Here is a 20,157-nt window from a genome sequence, read left to right as displayed (position 1 = left end):
TCGTCCTTTTAGATTTCTTTAATCCACATCACCTGCCACGGATTGAGCGTCACAGAATTTCCGCTAATAGGGGTTCCCGTGAGCAATTCCGTCCCAGACTGAATTTCCAGGAAAATAGTTTGAGCATGTTCCTGGAAATTAAATAGCGCCGTTATTCGCTCACCGTTCCCGGCGACGCGAATGATTCTAAGAACATGCTGATTCACTGCGTCATAAAATGCCTGACTGTCAGGGTGAAACGCTTTTTGCTGACGACGAATAGCAATCATTTTTGTCAGCGCCTGATAACTGTTATGTCTCAGGGTTTTATTATCTTCAAGCTGGGCATCCATTTCCCCTTCCTGATATTTTCGCCGGTTAATCGCACGGTTATATCCCAGGCGTTCGACGTTATCATAATCATTACGCGAGCCAATAATGCTTTGAATATAAATTGCGGGCACGCCCGGAAAACTTAATAACACCGCGTGGGCCAACAAGAATCTCGCGAGGCGTTCGCTATCGGTACTGCTTTGGCTGCTTAATGCATCAAGATACGTGACATTGATTTCATAAGGGCTGCGCGTCCCGTCCGGGTTATTTTTCCAGTTCACCAGCGCGCCTTCGTGCTGCAGCTTTTCAACCAGCGCCAGAATATCGCTCTCAGGAATAATGCCGCGCACCGGATTGAGACCAATGCCGTCGTGGGACGCCAGGAAGTTAAACCAGGTGGTTTTCTCGGAAGGCAGCGCCAGCTGTTGCGCCCACTGGCACAGGGCTTCAACGTTTTGGCTGTGCACGCTGTGCAGCACCAGCGGCGGGAGCGAGAACTGATACACCATCTGCGCTTCATTGGTGCCATCGCCGAAGTAAGAGATGTTGTCTTTGTGCGGGACGTTGGTTTCGGTAATGATGACCGTGCCGGGTGCCACCGCCTCGGTGATCGCGCGGAACAGCTGGATCAGACGGTGAGTTTGTTCCAGATGGATACAGGTGGTTCCTGGAACTTTCCACATAAACCCGACCGCATCGAGGCGGATATAATCGGCCCCTTCCGCCAGATAGTGCAGCAGCACATCGACCATGGCGATCAAGACCTGCGGGCTGGCGAAGTTCAGATCGATCTGGTCATCGCTGAAGGTGGTCCACAGGTGGCGCACGGTGCCTTCTGCCAGGGTGAACGGCGTTAATAGCGGCAGCGCCCGCGGACGGGTAACGGCAGATAGATCTGTTTCAGGGTCGATCGCAATAAAGAAATCTTCAAAGCCAGGTTTTTGATTCAAATAGCGCTGGAACCATTCACTTTTTGCCGACATATGGTTGCAGACAAAATCAAACATCAGGTTTGTGGACTGTTTTAATTCTGCAACATCGCCCCACTCGCCTGTTTCAGGCGCGACGCGATGATAATCAATCACAGAAAAACCGTCGTCGGAAGACCAGGGGTAAAAAGGTAACAGATGAACATGGGAAAATGAGTTCGCCAGCCAGCGATTATAAAAGCGCGTAAAAACCGGCAACGCTTTCTGGTGACTTTTCTGAAACTGATCGGCGTAGGTAATTAATACCACATCCTTTTCATCCCAGTTCTTTTTACGCTGGTGACTAATTACCCCTTTCGCGTGTTCAATCTTTTCTAAAAGAACCTTTAAATCCTTATCAGAAAAAGATTCCCCATAAACAAGATTAATTAAATTCGTTATTTTATCGTTCACATTGATTTCCATGGTAGCGGTCCCACGAAAGGCAATCTACTCCCCCTAAAAATTTCTGTCAACGAACCTCAGGGGAGAAAAGCGCAAATAAAAAGCGACTCTGCTCATTAATGTGAGCTGCCGCAAAGAAAGGATGAAACGGTGAGAAGGATATTCAGAGAGGGGCTGTTGCCCTCTCTCGTCTCAAGAGAAGGCAACGAATGAGGGCGATCAGGAAAAATAACGGCGGGAAAAGCGGCCTGCGACTTTCTTCAGCAGTGGCTCCAGTGCCACGGCCAGCAACATTCTAATCGGTTTACGGGCAACAGATTTCACCGCCCAACCCGCGACGCCTGCCGGGCCATAACGTAGCGCGGTCAGTAAAACGAATTTGCCTGCGATTTTGAGGCCCGGTTTCATTTTCTGACCGGCCTGCTGCCAGTTACGATTCATATTTTATTCTCTCAGTTAAAGCTGACGAAAACGGCTGCGCAGCGTGAACGTGTCGGAGGTGACGTAACGTTCCATTTCGCGCAACCGCTTCTCGCCGGAAGCCAGTTCGGCATCGACCGCGTCGAGCAAGTCGCTGCTGGTCGGTGCATCTTCCGATGACCAGGCGCTGTCCGGCATCGGGTCGAGTACAAAGGATAAGACGATGTAGGCGACAAGAGTAATGAACGCCAGTCCGAAGAAAATGGACAATACGGTCACAACCCGCACCAGCTTGACGGGCACGTCGAGATAGTGCGCCAGACCGGCACAGACACCGCGCACCATCCCCTGCTGGGGAATGCGCCACAGCTTTTTATTCAGATTCAGTCCGCCCATTAATTGTCCCTCCAGTTCGGATGTTCCGCGTCCAGAATCGCTTCCAGCGACTGGATGCGTTCGCGCATTTTTTTCGCGTCATCGGTGAGCTGCAACAGGCGTTGCTGCTCGCTTTGCGAGAGTTCACCGCGGGAAGAACGGTTGCTGTAGTGCAGCCATAACCAGATCGGCAGAACAAACAGCACGAAAATGGTCAGGGGAATAGCCAGAAACAGCGCACTCATAGGGTCTCCTTGTCTTACGATGCGTTGCGGCACGCCGCGGTGCCGCATTCATTATTATTGATTGTCTTGCTTCATTTTGGCTTTCAGCACCGCAAGCTGCTCGCTGATTTCGTCATCCGCTTTCAAATCGGCAAACTGCTGATCCAGCGTTTTCTGTTTGCCAAAGCTGTGGCTCTCGGCCTCGGCTTCCATGTGATCGATGCGGCGTTCGAAGGATTCAAAACGTGCCATCGCTTCATCCAGTTTACCGCTATCCAGCTGACGGCGAACGTCGCGGGATGAGCTGGCGGCCTGGTGGCGCAGGGTCAGCGCCTGCTGGCGAGCACGGGTTTCGCTGAGTTTGTTTTCCAGCTCCGCAATCTCTTTTTTCATGCGGGTCAGGGTTTCATCCACCAGCGTGATTTCATGCTCCAGCGTCGCGACGATATCGGTCAGCTTCTGTTTTTCGATCAGCGCCGAACGGGCCAGATCGTCTTTCTCTTTACGCAGCGCCAGTTCGGCTTTTTCCTGCCACTCTGTCTGTTGCGCAGTGGCCTGCTCGATACGACGTGACAGCTGTTTCTTTTCAGCCAGCGCACGGGCAGAGGTGGAACGGACTTCAACTAGCGTGTCTTCCATTTCCTGAATCATCAGACGCACCAGCTTCTGCGGGTCTTCCGCTTTCTCCAGCAGCGAGTTGATGTTGGCGTTCACGATGTCGGCAAAACGAGAAAAAATACCCATAATTCAATCCTCACATTTCTGTTATCGGGCGATGCCCTGCTGATGAGCTAATACAAATCCCGTGCCAGTTTTTTATCTTATTGATTTATATGATTGTGGTTGATTTTGCGCCACAGAGAATCTACTCTCACCTGGTGAATATCGCTAACGAGTGGTTAATTTCATCATGGCTGATTACAAAGACAATTTACTGGGCGAAGCGAACAGTTTTCTTGAAGTGCTGGAGCAGGTTTCCCGCCTCGCCCCGCTCAACAAGCCGGTGCTGATTATTGGTGAGCGCGGGACCGGCAAGGAGCTGATCGCCAACCGCCTGCACTATCTTTCCGGACGCTGGGACGGGCCGTTTATCTCGCTAAACTGCGCGGCGCTGAACGAAAACTTGCTTGATACGGAGCTGTTCGGCCATGAGGCGGGCGCCTTTACCGGCGCGCAAAAACGTCATCCGGGGCGTTTCGAGCGTGCCGACGGCGGGACGCTGTTCCTCGACGAACTCGCCACCGCGCCAATGCTGGTGCAAGAAAAGCTGCTGCGGGTGATCGAGTACGGCGAGCTGGAGCGCGTCGGCGGCAGTCAACCGTTACAGGTCAACGTGCGTCTGGTGTGCGCCACCAATGCCAATCTGCCGGAGATGGTGGCGGAGGAGAAATTCCGTGCGGATCTGCTCGACCGTCTGGCCTTTGACGTGGTGCAACTCCCGCCCCTGCGCGAACGCCGCAGCGATATCATGCTGCTGGCCGAACAGTTCGCCATTCAGATGTGCCGCGAGCTGGGCATGCCGCTGTTTCCCGGTTTTAGCGACTACGCCCGGGAAACCCTGCTGGACTACCGCTGGCCGGGCAATATTCGCGAGCTGAAAAACGTGGTCGAGCGATCCGTGTACCGCCACGCCAGCAGCGAAACCGAGCTGGATAACATCATTATCGATCCCTTCCATCGCGCCGCACCGACAAAACGGGAAGCGACGTCGCACGCCGATACCCCTTCTCTGCCGCTCGATTTGCGACAGTTCCAGCACAAACAGGAACAGCAACTGCTGGAACTGAGTCTGAAAGAGGCAAAATATAACCAGAAGCAGGCTGCCGAACTGCTGGGTCTGACCTACCATCAATTAAGGGCATTGCTCAAAAAGCATCAAATGCGCTGACATTATCGGCACTTACCCGCAGACATTTTCCGAATCGGGGGTAAGTGCGATACACTTTGCAGATCGAATCTAAAAACCCTGAAAATTATGCGTCTGGTTTTATCGTCCCTGATTGCACTCGGTCTGTTTAGCCGCCTGGTCTTTGCTGCGCCCGAACAGACTGCGCTTCCTGATATTCGCGACAGTGGTTTTGTCTATTGCGTGAACGGGCAAGTCGACACCCTGAACCCACAGAAAGCAGGCAGCGGCCTGATCGTCGACACCCTCGCCGCACAGCTTTACGATCGCCTGCTCGATGTTGACCCTTATACCTATCGCCTGGTGCCGGAACTCGCCGAGAGCTGGGAAGTGCTGGACAATGGCGCGACTTACCGCTTCCACCTGCGCGACGACGTGGCGTTTCAGTCTACGCCGTGGTTCAAACCGACCCGCAAGCTGAACGCCGACGACGTGGTGTTTACCTTCCAGCGCATTTTTAACCGCAATCACCCGTGGCATAACGTCAACGGCGGCAACTTCCCCTATTTCGACAGCCTGCAGTTTGCCGACACGGTGAAAGACGTGCGCAAGCTCGACAGCCGGACGGTGGAGTTTCGCCTGACGCGCCCAGATGCCTCGTTCCTGTGGCATCTTGCGACCCACTATGCGTCGGTCATGTCGGCGGAGTACGCCGATAAGCTGACGAAAGCCGATCATCAGGAGCTGCTCGACCGCCAGCCGGTGGGCACCGGCCCGTTCCAGATGGCGGAGTACCGCGCCGGGCAGTACATTCGGTTACAACGTCACGAACATTTCTGGCGCGGCACCCCGCTGATGCCACAGGTGGTGGTCGATTTGGGCTCCGGCGGGACCGGCAGATTATCTAAATTGCTGACCGGGGAATGCGACGTGCTCGCGTGGCCAGCCGCCAGCCAGCTGACCATTCTGCGCGACGATCCGCGCTTGCGTCTGACCCTGCGCCCCGGCATGAATATCGCCTATCTGGCATTTAATACCGACAAACCGCCGCTCAACAATCCTGCCGTGCGTCATGCCCTGGCGCTGGCGATCAATAACCAGCGCCTGATGCAGTCGATCTATTACGGCACGGCGGAAACGGCGGCGTCGATTCTGCCGCGTGCGTCGTGGGCGTACGACAGCGAAGCGAAAATCACCGAATACGATCCGGCGAAAGCGCGCGAACAGCTCAAAGCGCTGGGCGCGACCAACCTCACCCTGCAGCTGTGGGTCCCGACCAGTTCCCAGGCGTGGAACCCGAGTCCGTTGAAAACAGCGGAGCTGATCCAGGCCGATATGGCCCAGGTCGGCGTGAAAGTGGTGATCGTCCCCGTCGAAGGCCGCTTCCAGGAGGCGCGTCTGATGGACATGAATCATGACCTGACGCTTTCGGGCTGGTCGACGGACAGTAACGATCCCGACAGTTTCTTCCGCCCGCTGCTGAGCTGCGCCGCCATTCGTTCCCAGACCAACTACGCTCACTGGTGTAACCGTGAATTTGACACGGTGCTGCAAAAGGCGCTGTCGTCACAGCAACTGGCCTCGCGCATTGAAGCGTACGATGAAGCGCAGAACATTTTGGCCCGTGAACTGCCGGTGCTGCCGCTGGCTTCTTCCCTGCGATTGCAGGCCTATCGCTATGATATTAAAGGCCTGGTGCTGAGCCCATTCGGCAACGCCTCGTTCGCGGGCGTGTCACGTGAGAAACAGGATGAGGTGAAAAAACCATGATTATTTTTACCTTGCGACGCCTGCTCCTGCTGGCCGTCACGCTGTTTTTCCTGACCTTTATCGGCTTTAGCCTGAGCTATTTCACGCCCCACGCCCCGCTGCAGGGTTCGTCCTTCTGGGACGCGTGGCTGTTCTGGTTCAACGGCGTGCTGCACTGGGATTTTGGTGTCTCCAGCATTAACGGTCAGTTGATTTCCCAACAGCTGAAAGAGGTCTTCCCGGCAACCATGGAGCTGTGCATTCTGGCCTTTGGTTTTGCCCTTATGGTCGGTATTCCGGTGGGGATGCTGGCGGGGATCACGCGTAACAAATGGCAGGATAAGCTGATCAGCGCTCTCGCCCTGCTCGGCTTCTCGATCCCGGTGTTCTGGCTGGCGCTGCTCCTGACGCTGTTCTTCTCCCTGACGCTGGGCTGGCTGCCGGTCTCCGGGCGTTTTGACCTGCTGTACGCCGTCAAAACCGTCACCGGTTTCGCGATTATCGACGCCTGGCTTTCGGATTCCGTCTGGCGTCACGAGATGATCATCAGCACCCTGCGCCACATGGTGCTCCCGGTTCTGACGCTGGCCGTCGCGCCGACCACGGAAGTGATTCGCCTGATGCGCACCAGCACCATCGATGTGTTTGACCAAAACTACGTGAAAGCCGCCGCCACGCGCGGCCTGTCGCGCCTGACGATTTTACGTCGGCACGTGCTGCACAACGCCCTTCCGCCGGTGATCCCGCGCCTCGGGCTGCAATTCTCCACCATGCTGACCCTGGCGATGATCACCGAGATGGTGTTCAGCTGGCCGGGTCTTGGACGCTGGATGATCAACGCCATTCGTCAGCAGGACTACGCGGCGATCTCCGCCGGGGTGATGGTGATCGGCTCGCTGGTGATTATCGTGAACGTGATTTCTGACATTTTGGGTGCGATGGCCAACCCGCTGAAACATAAGGAATCGTATGCCTTACGATAGCGTATACAGGGAAAAGCGCACGCCCGGCGTAGTTCGTACCGTGTGGCGCAAATTCTACGGCGACACCGCGGCGATGATCGGTTTGTACGGCTGCGCTGGCCTGGCGCTGCTGTGTATTTTTGGCGGCTGGTTTGCTCCTTACGGGCTTGACCAGCAGTTCCTCGGCTATCAGCTGCTGCCTCCGTCGTGGTCGCGTTATGGAGAGGTTTCGTTCTTCCTCGGTACCGATGATTTAGGCCGCGATGTTCTGAGCCGTCTGTTGAGCGGCGCGGCACCGACCGTCGGCGGCGCGTTCGTGGTGACTTTTGCCGCGACCTTCTTTGGCCTGCTGCTGGGCGTGTTCGCGGGTGCCACCCACGGCCTGCGCTCGGCGGTGCTGAACCATATTCTCGATACATTGCTGTCGATTCCGTCCCTGCTGCTGGCGATTATCGTCGTCGCGTTCGCCGGGCCGCATCTGTCCCATGCGATGTTTGCCGTCTGGCTGGCGCTGCTCCCGCGCATGGTGCGTTCGGTCTACAGCATGGTGCATGACGAACTGGAAAAAGAGTACGTGGTGGCGGCCCGTCTCGACGGCGCGACCACGCTGAATATTTTGTGGTTCGCGGTGATGCCAAACATCGCCTCGGGGCTGGTGACGGAAATCACCCGCGCCCTGTCGATGGCGATACTTGATATTGCCGCGCTCGGTTTCCTCGATCTCGGCGCGCAGTTGCCGTCGCCTGAATGGGGCGCGATGCTCGGCGATGCGCTGGAGCTTATCTACGTTGCGCCGTGGACGGTGATGCTGCCCGGTGCCGCCATTATGGTGAGCGTGCTGCTGATCAACCTGCTGGGCGACGGGATTCGCCGCGCCATCAACGCGGGGGTGCAATAATGCCGTTACTTGATATCCGCAATCTGACCATCGAATTTAAGACCGGCGAAGGCTGGGTGAAAGCGGTCGATCGCATCAGTATTACCCTGGCCGAAGGCGAAATCCGCGGGCTGGTGGGTGAATCCGGCTCCGGTAAAAGTCTGATCGCCAAGGCGATCTGCGGCGTCGCCAAAGATAACTGGCGCGTCACCGCGGACCGTATGCGGTTTGATGATATCGACCTGCTGCGCCTGTCGCCGCGCGAGCGCCGCAAGCTGGTGGGTCACAACGTGTCGATGATCTTCCAGGAGCCGCAGTCGTGTCTCGACCCGTCGGAACGCGTCGGGAAACAGCTGATGCAGAACATTCCCGGCTGGACCTACAAAGGCCGCTGGTGGCAGCGCGTCGGCTGGCGTAAACGCCGCGCAATCGAACTGCTGCACCGCGTCGGCATTAAAGATCACAAAGATGCGATGCGCAGCTTCCCGTACGAGCTGACGGATGGCGAGTGCCAGAAGGTGATGATCGCCATCGCGCTGGCTAATCAGCCGCGCCTGCTGATCGCCGATGAGCCGACTAACGCCATGGAGCCGACCACTCAGGCGCAGATTTTCCGCCTGCTGTCGCGCCTCAATCAGAACAACAACACCACCATTTTGCTGATCAGCCATGACCTGCAGATGCTGAGCAAATGGGCGGATAAAATCGACGTGATGTACTGCGGCCAGACGGTCGAGACGGCCATCAGCGAAGAGCTGGTGAACACGCCGCATCATCCCTATACCCAGGCGCTGATCCGCGCGATCCCCGATTTTGGCAGCGCGATGCCGCATAAAAGCCGCCTGAACACCCTGCCGGGAGCGATTCCCCTGCTGGAGTCGCTGCCGATTGGCTGTCGACTGGGGCCACGCTGCCCTTACGCCCAGCGCGAATGCATTGAAACGCCACGTCTGACCGGCGCGAAAAATCATCTGTACGCCTGTCATTTCCCGCTGAACATGGAGAGAGAGTAAATGGTCGAAACGTTGCTGGAAGTTCGCAACCTGAGTAAGACCTTCCGCTATCGCACGGGGCTGTTTCATCGCCAGACCGTCGAAGCGGTGAAGCCTCTCAGCTTTACCCTGCGCGAGAAACAGACGCTGGCGATTATCGGCGAGAACGGTTCGGGGAAATCTACCCTGGCGAAGATGCTGGCCGGGATGGTCGAGCCGACGGCGGGCGATGTGCTGATTGACGACCATTTTCTGTCTTTCGGGGATTATTCGTTCCGCAGCCAGCGCATTCGTATGATTTTCCAGGACCCGTCGACGTCGCTGAATCCGCGTCAGCGCATCTCGCAGATTCTGGATTTCCCGCTGCGTCTGAATACAGATCTGGAGCCGGAAGAGCGGCGTAAACGCGTGATCGAGACGCTGCGCCTGGTCGGCCTGCTGCCCGATCACGTCAGCTATTATCCGCACATGCTCGCCCCCGGCCAGAAGCAGCGTCTGGGGCTGGCGCGCGCGCTGATCCTGCGCCCGAAGGTGATTATCGCCGATGAAGCGCTGGCGTCGCTGGATATGTCGATGCGCTCCCAGCTGATTAACCTGATGCTGGAGCTGCAGGAGAAACAGGGCATTTCGTATATCTACGTGACCCAGCATCTCGGGATGATGAAGCACATCAGCGACCAGGTGCTGGTGATGCATCAGGGTGAAGTGGTCGAGCGTGGAAGCACCGCCGACGTGCTGGCCTCCCCGCTGCACGACCTGACCAAACGGTTAATTGCCGGGCATTTTGGTGAGGCGCTGACGGCGGATGCGTGGCGAAAGGATAAATGACAGCTTTACTATAAAGTGGTCGGATTAACTCTGAACGCGACACGTGATATTATCGCCGCGTTTTAACGACGATCGCCACAATGAGAGGGCGTTCGCCATAACAATGAATATAAGGATCTAAGCTATGGGTTTTCTTTCCGGTAAGCGCATTCTGGTGACTGGCGTCGCCAGCAAACTGTCCATCGCCTACGGCATCGCACAGGCTATGCACCGCGAAGGCGCTGAGCTGGCGTTCACCTACCAGAACGACAAGCTGAAAGGCCGTGTTGAAGAGTTCGCCGCGCAGCTGGGTTCCAGCATCATTCTGGAATGTGACGTTGCTCAGGACGAAAGCATTGACGGCATGTTCGCTGAACTGGCAAAAGTTTGGCCGAAATTCGACGGCTTCGTGCACTCCATCGGTTTCGCACCGGGCGATCAGCTGGACGGCGACTACGTGAACGCGGTAACCCGTGAAGGCTTCAAAATCGCTCACGACATCAGCTCTTACAGCTTCGTGGCGATGGCTAAATCCTGCCGCACCATGCTGAATCCGGGCTCTGCGCTGCTGACCCTGTCTTACCTGGGCGCTGAGCGTGCGATCCCTAACTACAACGTGATGGGTCTGGCGAAAGCTTCTCTGGAAGCTAACGTGCGCTACATGGCGAACGCGATGGGTCCTGAAGGCGTGCGTGTTAACGGTATCTCTGCTGGCCCAATCCGTACGCTGGCCGCTTCCGGTATCAAAGACTTCCGTAAAATGCTGGCGCATTGCGAAGCTGTTACCCCGATTCGTCGCACCGTGACCATCGAAGACGTGGGTAACTCAGCAGCATTCCTGTGCTCTGACCTCTCTGCTGGCATCTCCGGCGAAGTGGTTCACGTTGACGGCGGTTTCAACATCGCGGCAATGAACGAGCTGGAAATTAAATAAGCTGTTTGACTCTCTTCCCTCACGGGAAGAGAGTTTCCCCCCCGCCAAATCCTTCCGTTATTCCGTTCCGCTATTTGTTATCACCTAACAATATTTTTCGCACTGATAGCCATGCGCCAGGATATTGATCGCCATTTGAGATCAAGGAACGCACATGGAACAACGCCGTTTTTCCGGCAAAGGCCACTGGTATCACGAAACCCAGACAAATCACTGTCCGGATGATGTTCTGCCGCTGGTTCCCGAGGCCGCGCATGTCGAGGATCGTTTTTTGCTCGATTTAGCCCTGCCTTTAGACATTGTTACCCCGTGTGAAAGCTGGCTAAATCCGGCCCGGGCGTTGTGTCACCTGCTGTTTCCGCTGCAAGTCCCGGTGAATCGTCTGCATACCCTTAGCGCTTACGACCGGCTAAGCACCGCGCTCACCGTGGCGCAGGCGTGCGGCGTTCAGCGCCTCTGTAACCATTACGCCGCCCTGCTCGCCCCGCTTCCCGGCCCCGACTCCTCACGTGAAAGTAATCAGCGCCTCGCCCAAATCACCCAGTACGCCCGCCAGTTGGCCAGTTCGCCGGATATTATCGACGGCAAAGCGCAGCTGCAGCTGGATGAAGTCGGTCTGACGACGTTCGACATGATTGTGATGAATCAGATTATTGGTTTTGTCGGCTTTCAGGCGCGCGTGGTGGCCGCCTTCCAGGCGCTGCTCGGCCATCCCGTTCGCTGGCTGCCGGGGCACCACATTCCGCCGCATGCGGCCCTCAATGAGATCAACATGAGCGAGTGGGAGCCGATCTTCCCGGGCGTTGAACTGCGCTATGCCACAGCTGCGCAGCTGGAGTCGCTCTCGCGCTGGCAAACCGAGCCTCTGCTGCGCGACCTGACGCCGGTGCTGTGTCATGAATCTGCGCTCCTCGACCTGACCGGCGAGATCCTGACAAGTGATATTCAGCAGGCGAATCTTCGCTATGCGACATATACGTCTGTCTCTGGGGCGACCGAGCTGCTGGCCCGCTCTCCCGACCGGTTCAGCGCGGCGCAGTTTACCCCGCTTATCGATGAAGGTATTCCTGGTGTTGAAGCGATTAACCTGTTGTCCTGGGAGGCTTTTTATGGCTGGCTCAGTCGCCTTAAAATTGCCTTAAATAAGGGCGAATAACCTGACGCAACCCCTAAATTGGCTTGCTGTCACAGTGAGATTCGCGTAAAACTGTCAGCCGCTCAATGGCCACGAAAATAGAACACTATGCTTCAGGACAACCCGCTGCTAGCGCAGCTTAAACAGCAATTGCATTCCCAGACGCCACGTGCGGAAGGGGTGGTAAAAGCCACGGAAAAGGGCTTTGGCTTCCTGGAAGTCGATGCGCAGAAAAGCTACTTCATTCCGCCTCCGCAGATGAAGAAAGTGATGCACGGCGATCGTGTTACGGCAGTGATTCACACCGAGAAAGATCGTGAATCCGCCGAGCCAGAAGAATTGATCGAACCTTTCCTGACCCGTTTTGTGGGCAAAGTGCATCGTAAAGACGACCGTCTTTCCATTGTGCCGGACCATCCTCTGCTGAAAGAGGCCATCCCTTGCCGCGCAGAACGCGGCGTTGAACACGATTTCAAAGAAGGCGACTGGGCGGTTGCTCAAATGCGTCGCCATCCGCTGAAAGGCGATCGCGGCTTCTACGCCGAACTCACTCATTTCATCACCTACGGCGACGACCACTTCGTGCCGTGGTGGGTCACCCTCGCCCGTCATAATCTGGAAAAAGAGGCACCAAACGGTGTCGCGACAGAGATGATGGATGAAGGTCTGGCGCGTCGCGATCTGACCGCCCTGCACTTCGTGACCATCGACAGCGCCAGCACCCAGGATATGGATGATGCGCTGTACGTTGAAGAAGGCAGCGACAACAAACTCCATCTGACCGTTGCGATTGCCGATCCGACAGCCTGGATTGCCGAAGGCAGCAAGCTCGACGATTCCGCCAAAATTCGCTCGTTCACCAACTATCTGCCGGGCTTTAACATCCCGATGCTGCCGCGTGAACTCTCCGACGACCTCTGCTCCCTGCGCCCTAACGAAGTGCGCCCGGTGCTGGCGTGCCGCATGACCGTTGCGGCTGATGGCACCATCGAAGACGATATCGAATTCTTCGCCGCCACCATCGAGTCGAAAGCGAAGCTGGCGTACGACGATGTTTCTGACTGGCTGGAAAATACCGGCAGCTGGAAACCGGAAAACGAGGCGATTGCCCAGCAGATTACTCTGCTGCAGCGCCTGTGTCTGAGCCGCGGCGAATGGCGTAAAACCCACGCGCTGGTATTCAAAGACCGTCCGGACTACCGCTTTGTGCTCGGTGAAAAAGGCGAAGTGCTGGATATCGTTGCCGAACCGCGCCGCATCGCCAACCGCATCGTTGAAGAGTCGATGATTGCCGCTAACATTTGCGCCGCCCGCGTACTGCGCGACAAGCTCGGCTTCGGCATTTACAACGTCCACACTGGTTTTGATCCGGCGAACACCGAAGCGCTGGCCGCCCTGCTGAAAACGCATGACGTCCACGTGGATCCGCAGGAAGTGCTGACGCTGAACGGCTTCTGCAAACTGCGCCGTGAGCTGGATGCACAGCCGTCTGGTTTCCTCGACAGCCGTATTCGTCGCTTCCAGTCCTTCGCTGAAATCAGCACCGAACCGGGCCCGCACTTTGGTCTGGGTCTTGAGGCCTACGCGACCTGGACCTCACCGATTCGTAAGTACGGCGACATGGTGAACCATCGTCTGCTGAAAGCGATCATCAAAGGTGAAACCATCGCTCGTCCGCAGGAAGAGACCACCGTGCAGATGGCGGAGCGTCGTCGCCTGAACCGTATGGCGGAACGCGATGTTGGCGACTGGCTGTATGCCCGTTTCCTGAATGACAAAGCCGGAACGGAGACCCGTTTCGCTGCCGAAATCATTGACGTGAGCCGCGGCGGGATGCGCGTGCGTCTGGTGGACAATGGCGCGGTTGCCTTTATTCCTGCGCCGTTCCTGCATGCGGTTCGCGATGAGCTGACCTGCAGCCAGGAAAATGGTGCCGTGCAGATCAAAGGTGAAACGGTTTATAAAGTCACGGATGTGATTGATGTAAACATCGCCGAAGTTCGCATGGAAACCCGCAGTATTATCGCGCGCCCTGTCGCCTGATAAGCTTTAAACATGTCGGCGATTTCTTTTTGAGGAACGCCGACATTTTCCTCCGCTGATAAACCGCATATTCATCACTTTTTCTTAATATTTTCCGCTTACTCCCCACAAAAACCACCACCATTATCTACAGTAAAAGAAGGCCGTCATCTTTGGTTACGGGAATTTTTATCCACATGTATCCTTTTTGGCTCTTCTCGTTTTAATATAAGAATTCAGGGAAAAACAATAAGTTCACTTCGATAATGCCGCTGCAATGCCTCGGTAAAATCGAATGAAAATGCATAATTTGCGCCATTGAGCGGGTCCGGGAGAAAGCATGATTGACGAACTGGAGCATAATTTGCTGTTTCGTTACATGGGCACACACAGTCCCTGGTGGCGACTGACAGCGGACAGCAATGCTCTGCATCTGGCCGCCAGCGAAAACGCCGATACGACTCAGGTCGTTGCGTTGAGCGACGATCAGGCCGAACAGATTCGCCAGCTCACCGTCATCACTTCCAGCATTACCATGACGCTTTCCCTGTATGGCTCCGACGTTCCCGTGCATCTGGTGGGGCGCAAAATCAATAAAAAGGAGTGGGCCGGTACGGCCTCTGCCTGGAATGACACCCCTTCCGTGGCGCGTGATCTGGTGCAAGGTTTATCCTTCGCCGAACAGGTCGTTTCTGAAGCCAACTCGGTGATTGTGATCCTCGATCAGCAGGGCAATATTCAGCGCTTTAACCGCCTGAGCGAAGAGTATACCGGCATGAAAGAGCAGGAAGTCATCGGGCAAAACGTCTTTAAACTCTTTATGAGCCGCAGCGAAGCCGCTGCGTCGAAGCGTAATATTTCCGGCTTCTTCCGTAACGGCAGTTCTTACGAAGTGGAACGCTGGATCAAGACGCGGAAAGGACAACGATTGTTTCTGTTCAGAAACAAATTCGTCCACAGCGGCAGCGGGAAAAATGAAATTTTTCTTATCTGTTCTGGCACCGATATCACCGAAGAGCGCCGTGCCCAGGAGCGCCTGCGCGTGCTGGCCAACACGGACACCATCACCGGCCTTCCCAACCGTAACGCCATCCATGAGCTGATCAGCGACGCAATAGACACGCGAGACGACGCTCAGGTCGGCGTGGTGTATCTCGATCTCGATAACTTTAAAAAAGTGAACGATGCCTACGGGCATATGTTTGGCGATCAGCTGTTGCAGGCGGTGGCGCTGGCGATTTTAAGCTGCCTTGAAGAGGGCCAGGTGCTGGCGCGTCTCGGCGGCGATGAATTTATCGTGCTGGCGACCAACACCTCGCAAAGCACCCTTGAGGCGATGGCCTCGCGCATCCTGACGCGTCTGCGCCAGCCCTTCCGCATCGGTCTCATCGAAATCTATACCGGCTGTTCGCTGGGGATTTCCCTCGCGCCGCAGCACGGCACCGATCGGGAAAGTATTATTCGCAACGCTGATACGGCGATGTACACGGCCAAAGAGAGCGGACGCGGCAAGTTCTGCGTCTTCTCGCCGGAAATGAACCAGCGCGTGTTCGAATATCTGTGGCTGGACACCAACCTGCGCAAGGCTCTGGATAACGACCAGCTGTTGATCCACTATCAGCCGAAAATGACCTGGCGCGGCGAAGTGCGTAGCCTCGAGGCGCTGGTGCGCTGGCAGTCGCCGGAGCGCGGTCTGATCCCGCCGCTGGAGTTTATCTCCTACGCCGAAGAGTCGGGCCTGATTGTTCCGCTCGGGCGCTGGGTCATGCTCGACGTGGTGCGTCAGGTGGCGAAGTGGCGTGATAAAGGCATCAATCTTCGGGTGGCGGTGAACGTCTCTGCCCGTCAGCTCGCCGACCAGACTATTTTCAGCGATCTCAAACAGGCGCTGAAGGATCTCAATTTTGAATACTGCCCGATTGATGTGGAGCTGACCGAAAGCTGCCTGATTGAGAACGAGGAGCTGGCCTTGTCGGTGATCCAGCAGTTCAGCCAGCTAGGGGCGCAGATCCATCTCGATGACTTCGGTACCGGGTATTCGTCCCTCTCGCAGCTGGCGCGTTTCCCGATTGACGCCATCAAACTCGATCAGGTGTTCGTGCGCGACATTCATAAGCAGTCGATTTCCCAGTCGCTGGTGCGCGCCATCGTGGCCGTGGCCCAGGCGCTGAATTTACAGGTGATCGCCGAAGGGGTGGAGAGTGCGAAAGAAGACGCCTTTCTCACCAAGAATGGCGTCAACGAACGGCAAGGTTTTTTATTCGCGAAGCCAATGCCCGCTGCCGCATTCGAGCGCTGGCTCAAGCGTTACCAGGCAAAGAAAATGCGTTAACTGGCTTTACGCATTCCGACGGCGTTGTGACGATTTTGCAGCATCACCAGACGTTCCATATAGGCAATGTCCTTTGGCTCCAGGCAGAATGCCGCATCGACCCAGTCCTCGGTGATATCCATCAGCTCGCTGCGCGGGAGTTGCAACACCCGCTGACGAGCGCGGAGCATCGCCCGTACGCCGTTCAGCTTCGGCTGTAAGGTGTCGATGAAGGTGCGTGTGGCGACATATCCCAGGCCTGGCTCAAACAGTACATCCACCAGTCCGTACTGCTCGTGCCACTCCGCCGTGTGGGATTCCCCGCGATAGATAAGCTCCTCAGCCAGCTTCATGCCTGCACGACGGGCGACCAGCGAATATCCGCCCATGCCGGGAAAGAGATTAAAGGCAATCTCCGGAAACCCGAGCCGCGCGTCGCGCTGCGCCAGCACAAAATGGTGCGCCAGCGCCGCCTCAAAGCCGCCCCCGAGCGCGCTGCCCTCCACCATCGCCAGCGTAATGGCGCCGGTATCAAAGCCGCGTGACGCCGCGTGGACGCAATCGACGCACGCCCGGGCGTAAGCGCGTAAGGCTTCGCGCCGTCCGTTCTGGATGCATTCGACGAAGAAGCGCAAGTCCCCTCCCGTGTTGTACATGTCGGGGACCAGTGAGCCGGTCACCCAGAAGTCCACGGCAAAGCCCGATTGCCGGACCAGCCACGACATGTTCATGATTTCCTCGATTAACGCATGGTTGAAACAGGGGCGCGGCTGAGCCCGCAGCATCATCCATACCGTACGCCGTTCTTCCTCGTAATAGCCTGCGAGCTGGGTGAAACGTTCAGGATCGGTGAACAGTTTGCAGGTTGCTTGGTTGATGACTGTCATAGTCTAATTCCTCATATAAAAAAGCGCCTTGCGCGCAGTTTTAGACTAATCCACTCCCCAACTCGTCTGTATGCGAAGGGATAAATTTATCACTTTCATTTATGTAATTTGCTTAGTGCATTTTTTCCCTTCTCTTTTGTCGGCAATTTCTGCATCATTGAAATTATTAACTTTTCGTTCTGAGGGTGAGATGATGTCTGAAGTTGACGCGCAGAAAGTGGCACAACGTATTGATACAGTGCTGGATATTCTGGTCGCTGGCGATTACCACTCCGCTATTCGTAATCTTGAGATCCTGAAATCTGAATTACTGGCACAGCATGGCGCAAGCCAGGCGCAGGATCCCACCCAGCCGAAAGCCCCGTGGGAAGTGTAATCTTCACCCCTTTTTCGTCTTCGTTTTCTTTATTTGGATGCTATGAATTCCCGACAACAAATCATTCTGCAGATGGTGATCGACAAAGGACGCGTGAGTGTCGTCGAGCTGGCGAAAACAACCGGCGTGTCAGAGGTGACCATCCGTCAGGACCTGAACCTTCTGGAAAAACAGAGTTACCTGCGCCGGGCTCACGGCTACGCGGTACCGCTGGACAGTGAAGACGTTGAAACGCGCATGATGACCAACTTTGCGCTGAAGCGCGAGCTGGCGGAATTTGCCGCCTCACTGGTCAATAACGGCGAAACCGTGTTTATCGAGAACGGCAGCAGCAACGCCCTGCTGGCGCGCACCCTGGCGGAGCAGAAAGACATCACCATCATTACGGTGAGCAGCTATATCGCGCACCTGCTCAAAGAGACGCGCTGCGAAGTGATTCTGCTGGGCGGTATTTATCAGAAGAAAAGCGAAAGCATGGTGGGGCCGCTGACGCGTCAGTATGTTCAGCAGGTTCACTTCAGCAAAGCTTTTATCGGCATTGACGGCTGGCAGCCGGAAACGGGCTTTACGGGCCGGGATATGATGCGTTCCGATGTGGTCAACGCGGTGCTGGAAAAAGGCTGCGAAGCCATTGTCCTGACCGACAGCTCTAAATTTGGTGCCGTGCATCCCTATATGATGGGGCCGGTATCGCGCTTTAGCCGCGTGATTACCGATGAGCGTCTGAGCGATGAGCATCGCCAGCAGTTGCAGCGCGACGGCCTGACCGTCGATATCGTCAAACACTCCGCCTGACCCTCTCCTGCGCCCGCTTCAACGGGCGCAGAGCGCATGAATTCTATCTGAGACAATTCTGAACATCCCTTTAAGACTATTTACCTGTCGTTTCGCCAGCAAAAATTTAAAATTAGTATTAGCGATATAACAGGAAGTGACTATCACCTGCGTGATTTTGTAACACCTGCGCGACCAGGTTTCACGGAAATGACGCTGACGTATTTCATTGTCTATACTTACTGATAGCTTATTTCCGTGAATCGATAATTCAGGAGAAAGTATGATGAATTTAACCAGCAAAAAATTAGCAGCAGCCGTTTTGGCCGTCACTCTCGCCATGTCTCTGAGCGCATGTTCTAACTGGTCCAAACGTGACCGTAACACCGCGATTGGTGCGGGTGCGGGTGCTGTTGGTGGGGCAGTGTTAACCGATGGTAGTGCCCTGGGTACCCTGGGTGGTGCAGCGGTGGGTGGTATCATCGGCCACCAGGTGGGTAAATAAGATATATAGAATAACCACCGTATGTTTGCATTATTTCAGAACGCTATTTTCTGACTGACGCACAAAGAAAAAAGCCACGGTATATACCGTGGCTTATTATTTTCAACCGCCCGCCAGTTTGACTTTCATTCCTTTGGCTTCCAGCAGCGTCTTTATTAAATCGCGATTGTCGCCCTGGATCTCAATAACGCCCTCTTTGACTGCGCCGCCACAGCCGCATTTCTTTTTCAGCTCTGCCGCCAGTTTGGCGAGGGTCGCGTCGTCTTCATCAATGCCGGTGATCAGGCACACGCCTTTGCCCTTGCGGCCACTGGTCTGACGCTGGATGCGCACAATGCCATCCCCTTTCGGACGTTGTACGACCCCTTTAGGCTCGTCGATACGTCCGCTATCCGTTGAATAGACCAGACGGCTATTGGAATCGCTCATTACGCCCCCTTGCTCAATGATGCGTTGATCGCTTTTAAGGTCTGCGCTGGATCAGCAGATTGTGTGACCGGGCGACCAATAACCATATAGTCGACTCCTGCCGCCAGCGCCTGCTCTGGCGTCATGATACGGCGCTGATCGCCCGCATCGCTGCCGTGAGGACGGATGCCTGGGGTGACCAGTTTGAATGCCTGACCAAGCTCGGCTTTAAAACGCACCGCTTCCTGTGCGGAACACACCACCCCATCGAGGCCGCAGTTTTGCGTCAGACGCGCCAGACGCTCGGCATGTTCGGCTGGTGACAACGTCACGCCCAGATCGAGCAAATCGCTCGCTTCCATGCTAGTTAAAACCGTAACAGCGATCAGCAGCGGCGCGTCTTTGCCAAATGGCACCAGCGCTTCGCGCGCGGCGGTCATCATTCGCGCCCCGCCGGAGGCATGCACGTTCACCATCCACACGCCGAGATCGGCCGCTGCGGCCACCGCGTGTGCCGTGGTGTTGGGAATATCATGGAATTTGAGATCGAGAAAGACATCAAAGCCACGCTGCTGCAGGTCACGCACGATTTGCGGTCCAAACAGGGTGAACATCTCTTTGCCGACTTTCAGACGGCAGTCGCGTGGGTCAATGCGATCGACAAAAGCGAGTGCGCTGTCGCGATTGTTATAGTCGAGTGCAACAACAACGGGAGATTCAGTAACTACGCGGGAAGAAGAGGATGCAACAGACGTCATGACCAGCCCTTTTCGTCTATGGGCGCCGCAGTGGCGCGGGATAGATAAACGGCGAGCATTCTACCTGCCAGCGGCAGAAATTGACAGAATCGATTTACCCTCCTGCCCGG

Annotated in this window: 21 protein-coding genes; 13 read left to right on the top strand and 8 right to left on the bottom strand. The window is 55.9% G+C overall.

The genetic code is table 11. The annotated features are described in order from the left end of the window. Nucleotides 1-8: 8 nt before the first annotated feature. The 5 genes from AC3WS9_RS10205 to pspA all read right to left on the bottom strand — a co-directional run bounded on the left by AC3WS9_RS10205 (nt 9) and on the right by pspA (nt 3,448). Nucleotides 9-1,706 carry a sugar phosphorylase gene (locus AC3WS9_RS10205; protein WP_492488102.1) on the bottom strand — a complete coding sequence of 566 codons (1,698 nt, stop codon included), beginning with the start codon at nt 1,704-1,706 and terminating at the stop codon, nt 9-11. A gap of 198 nt (nt 1,707-1,904) precedes the next feature. Further along, nucleotides 1,905-2,126, bottom strand: coding sequence for a phage shock protein PspD (gene pspD / locus AC3WS9_RS10200; protein WP_100779994.1), 222 nt, complete (start codon nt 2,124-2,126; stop codon nt 1,905-1,907). Nucleotides 2,127-2,141: 15 nt separating this feature from the next. Beyond that, nucleotides 2,142-2,501 (bottom strand): envelope stress response membrane protein PspC, encoded by a 360-nt coding sequence (gene pspC, locus AC3WS9_RS10195; RefSeq protein WP_282495299.1) that lies wholly within the window; start codon nt 2,499-2,501, stop codon nt 2,142-2,144. Further along, entirely contained in the window at nt 2,501-2,725 is a 225-nt protein-coding gene (gene pspB, locus AC3WS9_RS10190; RefSeq protein ID WP_095282195.1) for an envelope stress response membrane protein PspB, read from the bottom strand. The genes pspC and pspB overlap by 1 nt, the downstream gene beginning before the upstream one ends. A gap of 54 nt (nt 2,726-2,779) precedes the next feature. Then, nucleotides 2,780-3,448, bottom strand: coding sequence for a phage shock protein PspA (pspA, locus tag AC3WS9_RS10185; protein WP_285146377.1), 669 nt, complete (start codon nt 3,446-3,448; stop codon nt 2,780-2,782). Between the two features lie 166 nt (nt 3,449-3,614). Between pspA and pspF the strand changes: the two genes are divergently transcribed. The 10 genes from pspF to pdeR all read left to right on the top strand — a co-directional run bounded on the left by pspF (nt 3,615) and on the right by pdeR (nt 16,360). Next, nucleotides 3,615-4,592: a phage shock protein operon transcriptional activator gene (pspF, locus tag AC3WS9_RS10180; RefSeq protein WP_492488099.1), complete on the top strand. Its 978-nt coding sequence runs from the start codon at nt 3,615-3,617 to the stop codon at nt 4,590-4,592. An 87-nt stretch (nt 4,593-4,679) separates the two neighbouring features. Continuing rightward, complete coding sequence (gene sapA / locus AC3WS9_RS10175) at nt 4,680-6,320, top strand: ABC transporter substrate-binding protein SapA (RefSeq protein WP_282495302.1); 1,641 nt, start codon at nt 4,680-4,682, stop codon at nt 6,318-6,320. Then, nucleotides 6,317-7,282 carry a putrescine export ABC transporter permease SapB gene (gene sapB, locus AC3WS9_RS10170; protein WP_285146375.1) on the top strand — a complete coding sequence of 322 codons (966 nt, stop codon included), beginning with the start codon at nt 6,317-6,319 and terminating at the stop codon, nt 7,280-7,282. The genes sapA and sapB overlap by 4 nt, the downstream gene beginning before the upstream one ends. Next, the gene (gene sapC, locus AC3WS9_RS10165) at nt 7,269-8,159 is read left to right on the top strand and encodes a putrescine export ABC transporter permease SapC (protein ID WP_282495304.1); all 891 of its coding nucleotides are present in this window, start codon (nt 7,269-7,271) and stop codon (nt 8,157-8,159) included. The genes sapB and sapC overlap by 14 nt, the downstream gene beginning before the upstream one ends. Continuing rightward, complete coding sequence (gene sapD / locus AC3WS9_RS10160) at nt 8,159-9,151, top strand: putrescine export ABC transporter ATP-binding protein SapD (protein WP_095282201.1); 993 nt, start codon at nt 8,159-8,161, stop codon at nt 9,149-9,151. The genes sapC and sapD overlap by 1 nt, the downstream gene beginning before the upstream one ends. Beyond that, a complete protein-coding gene (gene sapF, locus AC3WS9_RS10155) occupies nt 9,152-9,958 on the top strand; it encodes a putrescine export ABC transporter ATP-binding protein SapF (RefSeq protein WP_282495305.1) in 807 nt (268 codons plus the stop codon). It begins immediately after the preceding gene. Nucleotides 9,959-10,082: 124 nt separating this feature from the next. Next, complete coding sequence (gene fabI, locus AC3WS9_RS10150) at nt 10,083-10,871, top strand: enoyl-ACP reductase FabI (RefSeq protein WP_282495306.1); 789 nt, start codon at nt 10,083-10,085, stop codon at nt 10,869-10,871. A 154-nt stretch (nt 10,872-11,025) separates the two neighbouring features. Beyond that, nucleotides 11,026-12,027, top strand: coding sequence for a CMD domain-containing protein (locus AC3WS9_RS10145; RefSeq protein ID WP_492488095.1), 1,002 nt, complete (start codon nt 11,026-11,028; stop codon nt 12,025-12,027). A gap of 87 nt (nt 12,028-12,114) precedes the next feature. Next, nucleotides 12,115-14,049, top strand: a complete 1,935-nt coding sequence (locus tag AC3WS9_RS10140) for an exoribonuclease II (RefSeq protein ID WP_492488093.1) — start codon at nt 12,115-12,117, stop codon at nt 14,047-14,049. A gap of 319 nt (nt 14,050-14,368) precedes the next feature. After that, complete coding sequence (pdeR, locus tag AC3WS9_RS10135) at nt 14,369-16,360, top strand: cyclic di-GMP phosphodiesterase (protein ID WP_282495309.1); 1,992 nt, start codon at nt 14,369-14,371, stop codon at nt 16,358-16,360. Here the strand turns inward: pdeR and AC3WS9_RS10130 are convergent. Next, on the bottom strand, nt 16,357-17,226 hold the full coding sequence (locus AC3WS9_RS10130; RefSeq protein WP_285146371.1) for a crotonase/enoyl-CoA hydratase family protein: 870 nt from the start codon (nt 17,224-17,226) through the stop codon (nt 16,357-16,359). The genes pdeR and AC3WS9_RS10130 overlap by 4 nt on opposite strands. A 193-nt stretch (nt 17,227-17,419) precedes the next feature. Here AC3WS9_RS10130 and AC3WS9_RS10125 point away from each other — a divergent pair, with 193 nt between their 5' ends. From AC3WS9_RS10125 to osmB, 3 genes are all read left to right on the top strand, one after another. Then, nucleotides 17,420-17,602, top strand: a complete 183-nt coding sequence (locus AC3WS9_RS10125) for a YciZ family protein (protein ID WP_492488091.1) — start codon at nt 17,420-17,422, stop codon at nt 17,600-17,602. A 42-nt stretch (nt 17,603-17,644) separates the two neighbouring features. After that, nucleotides 17,645-18,397 carry a DNA-binding transcriptional regulator YciT gene (yciT, locus tag AC3WS9_RS10120; protein ID WP_282495312.1) on the top strand — a complete coding sequence of 251 codons (753 nt, stop codon included), beginning with the start codon at nt 17,645-17,647 and terminating at the stop codon, nt 18,395-18,397. 265 nt (nt 18,398-18,662) lie between these two features. Continuing rightward, nucleotides 18,663-18,881 carry an osmotically-inducible lipoprotein OsmB gene (gene osmB, locus AC3WS9_RS10115; protein WP_095284293.1) on the top strand — a complete coding sequence of 73 codons (219 nt, stop codon included), beginning with the start codon at nt 18,663-18,665 and terminating at the stop codon, nt 18,879-18,881. Between the two features lie 102 nt (nt 18,882-18,983). On the opposite strand, the gene yciH is transcribed toward osmB, so the two are convergent. Continuing rightward, nucleotides 18,984-19,310: a stress response translation initiation inhibitor YciH gene (gene yciH, locus AC3WS9_RS10110; protein ID WP_492488089.1), complete on the bottom strand. Its 327-nt coding sequence runs from the start codon at nt 19,308-19,310 to the stop codon at nt 18,984-18,986. Next, nucleotides 19,310-20,047: an orotidine-5'-phosphate decarboxylase gene (gene pyrF / locus AC3WS9_RS10105; protein ID WP_492488087.1), complete on the bottom strand. Its 738-nt coding sequence runs from the start codon at nt 20,045-20,047 to the stop codon at nt 19,310-19,312. Before pyrF ends, yciH begins: the two co-directional genes overlap by 1 nt. Nucleotides 20,048-20,157: the final 110 nt, after the last annotated feature.

The organism is Lelliottia sp. EB106-05-01-XG201 (assembly GCF_058791735.1).
This window is presented reverse-complemented; position numbering and strand designations above follow the sequence as displayed.